Raw genomic sequence first — 6,472 nt, 5'->3', positions numbered from 1 at the left:
CCTTGCGGGTGCCTCGTTGTTGCCGGGTGCCGCCGTTTGCGCCGCTGGTTGCATGCACATGCTGCCACAGAGAGCGTCTTTTTGTGTCCGGTTTCGTATGATGCCATCGCCCTGGTAAGATCGTTCATGAATGTGGTAAGATCGTTCGTGAGGCAGAACGGGCGGCAAATCTAGTTGACATTCAACACTGGTGCTGATGCTGTTTTTGGCGGTTCCGTCGGTGCACGCAGAGTCGCCGTTCAATGATCCGGCGTACCAGCGGCCCGTGGGCGACGGTGCGGCGGGCGAGGAACCGGGCCAGGACGCCAGTGGTGCTTTCGTGATAAAACGCTTGCACCATGCCCACTCGAAGCTGTATACTAGATCTCATCTACATTCTTGTCAGACATCGATCTTCACCCATGGTCTGAAGGCCTCGCCCGTGCAGCATGTACCGCTGCACGAGAGCCGCTGAGGATCGTATGGAAGATACCGTTGAAATCCACTTGCTTGGCGGGTGTGCCGTTGCCATCCAGGGACAACTGCTCGTCGGCCTTGAGTCACCGCGCCTCCAGGCCTTACTGGGCTACCTCGCTCTCCATCGCGACGCCCCCCTGAGCCGTGCGCAGATCGCGTTTCAGCTCTGGCCCGATTCGAGTGACGTTCAGGCGCTGGCGAACCTGCGCGGCCTGCTCCGCCGCCTACGGCGCGCCCTCCCACCGCTCGACCAGTTGGTGCGCAGCGATCGCCAGAGCCTGACCTGGGATGCTCAGATCCCCTGGTCGCTCGACGTCGCCGCATTCCAGGTCGCGCTCGCGTCCGCCCACGATGCCGAGCAGGCTGGCGATCTGCCAACGGCCCGCGCGCAGCTCCAGACAGCCTGTCGGCTCTACCAGGGTGATCTCCTGCCCGGCCTGTATGACGAGTGGCTACTCACCCACCGCGAGCAGTTCCGCAACGCCTGTTTGGAGGCCAGCGAGCGTCTGGCCGTGCTCGCCGAGCAGCAGGGCGATACGGCGGCAGCGATCGCAGCTACCCGTCAGGTGCTACAGTTAGACGTGCTCCACGAGCCAGCCCATCGCACATTGATCCGCCTCCTTGCTTACAGCGGCGACCGCGCCGGCGCCCTGCGCGCCTACCACACCTGCGCCACGACCCTTGAGCGCGAGCTTGGCATTGGCCCCAGTGTTGCCACCATCGCGGCCTACGAGCAGGCCCAGCGGATCGCTTCCGCGGTTGCGCCACGTGAAGCTCCTGCACCGCCTACCGCCATCGCGCCACTGGTTGGCCGTGCGACGGAACTGGCCACGCTGCAGGCGGCCTGGCAGCAGACCCGCGCCGGTTTGCCCGGGCTCGTGCTGATTGCCGGTGAGACCGGGATCGGCAAGACGCGTCTGGCCGAAGAACTGGCCGCCTGGCTTGGCCGCCAGGGAGTGCGGGTCGCTACCGCTGCCTGTTATGCGACGACGGAGCAGTTGGCGTACGCACCGCTGGTGACCTGGCTCCGCGAGCAGCGTCCACTGCCAACGTTGGCCGACGCCTGGCTGCGCGAACTGAGCCGCCTGTTACCCGAGGTGTTCACCACGCGGCCCGATCTACCACCACCCGAGCCACTCAACGAGCCGTGGCAGCGTACCCGCTTCTTCCAGGCCCTCGCCCACGGCATGCTCACTGGGCACCAGACCCTCCTGCTTGTCCTCGATGACCTGCAGTGGTGTGACCCCGACACGCTCGACTGGCTTCAGTTCTTGTTCGCGCTGCAACGCGATGCGGCGCACGCGGTCAGGATCCTCGTCGTGGCGACGGTGCGCAGCGAGGATCACGCCCTCGACGCACGGTTGCGGGCCTGGCAGTCGCACCTCAGTCGTCAGGTGCAGGTGACGTGGATCGAGCTCAGCCCCTTGAATCGTGGCGCAACCGACGAACTCGCTGGGCAACTCACCGGGCAGGTGCTGGCTCCAGCGCAGCAAGCCCAGATCTATCGCGCAACCGAAGGCAACCCGCTCTTTGTCGTCGAACTGGTGCGGGCCGGACTCGCCGCTGGCGAACCTGCCTTCCCGACCTTGCCCCCACGGCTGCGCCAGGTGCTTGGGGCCCGGCTGGATCAACTCTCGCCGGAAGCGCGGGCGATGATCGAATTGGCGGCCGTCATTGGGCAGGCCTTCACGTATCGCGTCCTGGCGCATGCCCATACAGGCGCTGAGGCGCGCCTGGTCGCCTGCATTGATGAGGCCTGGCGGCGGCGGATTATCCGTGAGCAAGACGTCGACAGCTACGATTTCAGCCACGCCCGCCTACGTGACGCTGCCTACGCCCAGCTGAGCCGCACGCGGCGGCGGCAACTCCACGGGCGTGTTGCTGTCGCCCTGGAGGCGGTGTATGCCCATGCCCCTGACCGGGTCGCCGGACAGGTCGCGGAGCACTACGCATTGGCCGGACAAACACCCCCGGCGCTGAGCGCCTATCGCCAGGCGGCGCAGGCGGCGCGGCGGATCTTCGCCCAGACGGAGGCGCACGCAGCCCTGGAGCGGGCCGTTGCGCTGCTCGACGATGTGCCCCCAGGGGGCGAGCGGAATCAGCAGACGACGCAGATCTACGAAGACCTGGGCGACGTGCAGCACTGGCAGGCCGCGTACGCGGCAGCGCAACAGAGCTACCGCACAGCATTGGCCGCGACTCCGTCTGCGCAGGTGATCGCCCAGGCGCGGCTGCACCGCAAGATCGGCACGGTGCTTTATGCCGCCAATGCCGCTTACGAACAGATCGACGGATCGTACCAGACGGCGGAAGCGCTGCTCGGCGCACCCGCCGACCATGCGAGCGCCGACTGGTGGGCGGAGTGGTGCCAGGTGCAGCTGGATCAGATCAGCCTGCTCTACTGGTGGAACCGTACCGCGCAGATGACAACACAGCTGGCTCGCGTCCAGCCGCTGATCGAACACCACGGCACCCAACTGCAACGTGCGGCGCTCTTTGCACAACTTGGCACCGCAATCAGCCGTCACCTGCGCTATGCACCGTCCGAAGAAGCTGTGCGCTACACCCACGCCGCCATGGCTGCCCTGCCACCCGACAGTGGGCTTGAGCAACGCACCGCCTACCAATTCCGGCTTGGCTTCAAACTGCTCTGGAACCACGCCCTCGCTGAAGCCGAGCAGACGCTGCTGGAAGCGCTCGAACAAGCGGAACAGACGGGCGATCTGTCGCTGCGCACGCGCTGCCTTGCCTACCTCACGATCTGCTTCCGACGTCAGGGGCGTCCAGCAACGGTTGAGGAATACGCCCGGCGTACGCTGCAGGCAGCGACGCAGCAGACGATGCACGACTATCGCGGCGCGGCGCTGGCGAATCTTGCTTGGCTGGCCTGGCAGCGTGACAAACTGGCGGAAGCGCAACGCCTTGCGCAGCAGGCGCAGCAGGCGTGGGCGACCCACATGGGGCACTACCCACTCTGCTGGCAAGCGCTCTGGCCGCTGATTGGCATCGCCCTGGCCCAGGGGCGCGACGCCGAGGCGATCGACGCCGCACGCCACCTGCTCGCCCCAGGTCAGCAAGCCCTTGCACCGGAAATAGAAGTCCCGCTCGTCGCGGCACTGGAGGCCTGGGCGGTGCCACGCCCCGTTGAAGCGCGGGAGTTGCTGGAATGCGCGCTCGCATCGGCGCTGGCGCTCGGCCATGCCTGAGCGCGCTTGACCCGCACCGTATCACGCTGGTATCACGCACCGCATGCTATCCTCTTTGCCAGACCCACCCAGAACAATACCGGCTCCGTATGGCGGCTGCGCGAGAAGGGGAGAAACGCCGATCTGCGCTCTACCGGGCTCCTTCGTCTTCTCTGTGACACCTCCCTGAACTGCATCCAGGTCGCCTTCGCACTCTGCTCCGACTCGACTGAGGCCCAGACTCACGTGAAAGGAAGGTTGATGGTCACCTCAGGAACGCTGGATTTGTGCTCATTTGCCGAGATTGATCCGTATACCATTGGGCCGAAGGCTGAACCTTTGCACCCACTCCCGCCCCATCTGCCAGAGGGCGTTGCAGTTCGGGGTGGACGACACGAGCCAGATCTCTTGGCCCCCTTTGAGACCCCGGCCTTCGTGGAAGATTTGCTGATTATTCACCTACGTATCCCCAAGCGACTGTCGATCAAGCTCGATCGATGGATGCACACTGACTCGATGCCCGGCGATCTTGCGCTCATTCCACGTGGTCACACCTGTACGTGGGATGCCGGTGGTGCGGGCGAAGCCCTGATGGTGAGTGTGCCGCCGGCCTTGAGCGTGAAGGCCGCAGTCCAGGAGACCAGGCGTGCCCCAGATCAGATCGAGTTCATGCCGCAACTCGGTCGTGCCGATCCGCTGGTGCATGCCATCGGCCAGGCCATGCTCGGGGAACTGCAGACGCAGGGGCTGTTTGGCATGCTCTATCTGGAAAGCCTCTTGCGTACGCTGGCGCTCCATCTCTTACGCACCTATGCGGTCGCTCCGCCAAGCCTGGTGACGGTGAAAGGCACCCTCTCGGCGGACGCATTGCAGCGCATCCGCAACTATGTCCACGACCATCTGAGTGAAGCGATCACCCTGGAGGCATTGGCCGCGCTGACGCATCTCAGTCCCTATCACTTTGCCCGCACGTTTAAAGAGGCCACCGGTCTGCCGCCCTATCAATATGTCCTGCAGTGCCGTGTGGAGCAGGCAAAGACGTTGCTGATGGCGGGGAACCATGCGATCAGCGAAGTCGCCCACATGGTGGGTTTTGCCAGTCAGAGTCACCTGACACGACATGTGCGCAAAGCGTTCGGGGTGACGCCGAGTATGCTGGTACCGAAGCGCAAGAACGGACAAGGATAGCGCAAGAATGTTACAGCGATCTGCGGCCTGCTGTGCTACCTTACATGCACCAAATCGTATCGAACATTTTATACGTCGTAGGGCGAACACCAGGCGTCGAGTTGACCCTACAACGTCACACTAGGCGTCGAGTTGACCCTAGAACGTCGAGGTTGTCGCGCAAGGCCGCCAGGAAGGCGGCGAAGTGCCCTTCCCGGCACCAGGTGCGCTCGCGGTTATCGTAGCGTGATCGGGCAAGCGCAGAAGCACACGACAACGAGGAGTTCTCCCTATGACGGACTCTATCTCTGCACCTGAAGCGCCGTCGCCCCTTTCAGCGCTGTTTACCCCCTTCCCGACCTTGACGACACCGCGCTTGACCTTACGGGCATTGCGGCAGGATGATCTTCAAGACCTGTTCGACTATGCATCTGACCCCGAAATCGATCGCTATACACCCTGGACACATTACCAATCCCTGGCAGAGGCTCAAGCTGATCTTGATGAGTTTATCGCAGAATATGAACGAGATGGGCTTGGCGCGTGGGAGATCGAACATTCCACCGACCAACGCTTGATTGGCGGGGTGAACCACGCGATCTCCAAATGTATGCCGTGACTGCTGCGCCATTCCCCGCTGGGGTGTGAGCGAAGCGGAGTGTTGAGAACACAAGGGAGGTACAGTCATGATCCTGATCGTCGGTGCGAGCGGCAAGCTCGGTCACGCGGTCGCCCAGCAGACCCTGGCGGCGGGCACGGCGGTACGGGCGCTCTCACGGCAGCCCGAGCAGCGGCTCGCCACCCTCAAGGCCCAGGGTGCCGAGGTGGTGGCGGGCGATCTGCGCGACCCTGCTTCGCTACGGCGGGCCTGTGCCGGGGTCAGCCACGTAGTGGCCTCGGCGCACGCGATCTTTGGGCGCGGCGCAGAGCGCTCGGCGCTGGTGGATGACCAGGGCCACCGCGACCTGATCGACGCAGCGAAGGCCGCCGGAGTGCGCCACTTCTGCCATATCTCGGCGCGCGGGGCTGCGCCGGATCATCCCTCGGCCTTTCTGCGCTACAAGTACGCCGCCGAGCAGTACCTACAAGCGAGCGGCGTCCCCTTCACGATCGTGCGCCCGACGGCCTTTCTCGAAACCCACGCCTACGAGTTGCTCGGCAAGGCGCTGATCGAGCAGGGCAACGTAACGATCTTCGGGCGCGGCACCGGGCGGCGGAACTTCGTCGCGGTGCCGGACATTGCCCAGCTGATCGCCCAGATCTGGGCCGACCCAAGCGCGGTGGGCCAGACCATCGAGATCGGCGGCCCGCCCGCGAACAACCTGACCAACAACGAAGTCGTGACGCTGTTCGAGCAATTGACGGGGCGCAGTGCAAAGGTGACGCACGTACCACGCGGTGTGTTGCGGGTCATGTCACGCCTGCTCTGGCCGTTGCATCCCGGCCTCAGCCAGGTCATGGCCTTCGCGCTCCACGACGACATCCACGACACGACCTTCGACGCAACGGCGCTGCTCGAACGCTACCCACTCAGCCTGACCCGCCTCGACGACTGGATTCGTGCGCACTGTGTGCCGGGCAGCGTGGAGAGCGCGAGGGTGCAGGCAAAAATGCCCGGTACGTAAGGCCGAAGCATCAGCGTAACTGATACCAACGAGCCGCTA

General features: G+C 64.4%; 4 protein-coding genes. All 4 read left to right on the top strand.

What is annotated here, in order from left to right; genetic code table 11:
• Positions 1-461 precede the first annotated feature (461 nt).
• The 4 genes from A9Q02_RS14180 to A9Q02_RS14165 all read left to right on the top strand — a co-directional run bounded on the left by A9Q02_RS14180 (position 462) and on the right by A9Q02_RS14165 (position 6,433).
• Positions 462-3,662, top strand: coding sequence for an ATP-binding protein (locus A9Q02_RS14180; RefSeq protein WP_172450985.1), 3,201 nt, complete (start codon positions 462-464; stop codon positions 3,660-3,662).
• Positions 3,663-3,902: 240 nt separating this feature from the next.
• On the top strand, positions 3,903-4,829 hold the full coding sequence (locus tag A9Q02_RS14175) for a helix-turn-helix transcriptional regulator (protein ID WP_097653742.1): 927 nt from the start codon (positions 3,903-3,905) through the stop codon (positions 4,827-4,829).
• A gap of 271 nt (positions 4,830-5,100) precedes the next feature.
• Positions 5,101-5,427, top strand: a complete 327-nt coding sequence (locus A9Q02_RS14170) for a GNAT family N-acetyltransferase (RefSeq protein ID WP_097653741.1) — start codon at positions 5,101-5,103, stop codon at positions 5,425-5,427.
• Between the two features lie 67 nt (positions 5,428-5,494).
• Positions 5,495-6,433 carry an SDR family oxidoreductase gene (locus tag A9Q02_RS14165; RefSeq protein WP_097653740.1) on the top strand — a complete coding sequence of 313 codons (939 nt, stop codon included), beginning with the start codon at positions 5,495-5,497 and terminating at the stop codon, positions 6,431-6,433.
• Positions 6,434-6,472: the final 39 nt, after the last annotated feature.

This window comes from Candidatus Chloroploca asiatica, assembly GCF_002532075.1.
Lineage (GTDB): Bacteria > Chloroflexota > Chloroflexia > Chloroflexales > Chloroflexaceae > Chloroploca > Chloroploca asiatica.
This window is presented reverse-complemented; position numbering and strand designations above follow the sequence as displayed.

Bases quoted from the DNA above. Each gene is read 5' to 3' on its own strand.
- A9Q02_RS14180 (WP_172450985.1), top strand. From the start codon at position 462: ATGGAAGATACCGTTGAAATCCACTTGCTTGGCGGGTGTGCCGTTGCC.
- A9Q02_RS14175 (WP_097653742.1), top strand. From the start codon at position 3,903: ATGGTCACCTCAGGAACGCTGGATTTGTGCTCATTTGCCGAGATTGAT.
- A9Q02_RS14170 (WP_097653741.1), top strand. From the start codon at position 5,101: ATGACGGACTCTATCTCTGCACCTGAAGCGCCGTCGCCCCTTTCAGCG.
- A9Q02_RS14165 (WP_097653740.1), top strand. From the start codon at position 5,495: ATGATCCTGATCGTCGGTGCGAGCGGCAAGCTCGGTCACGCGGTCGCC.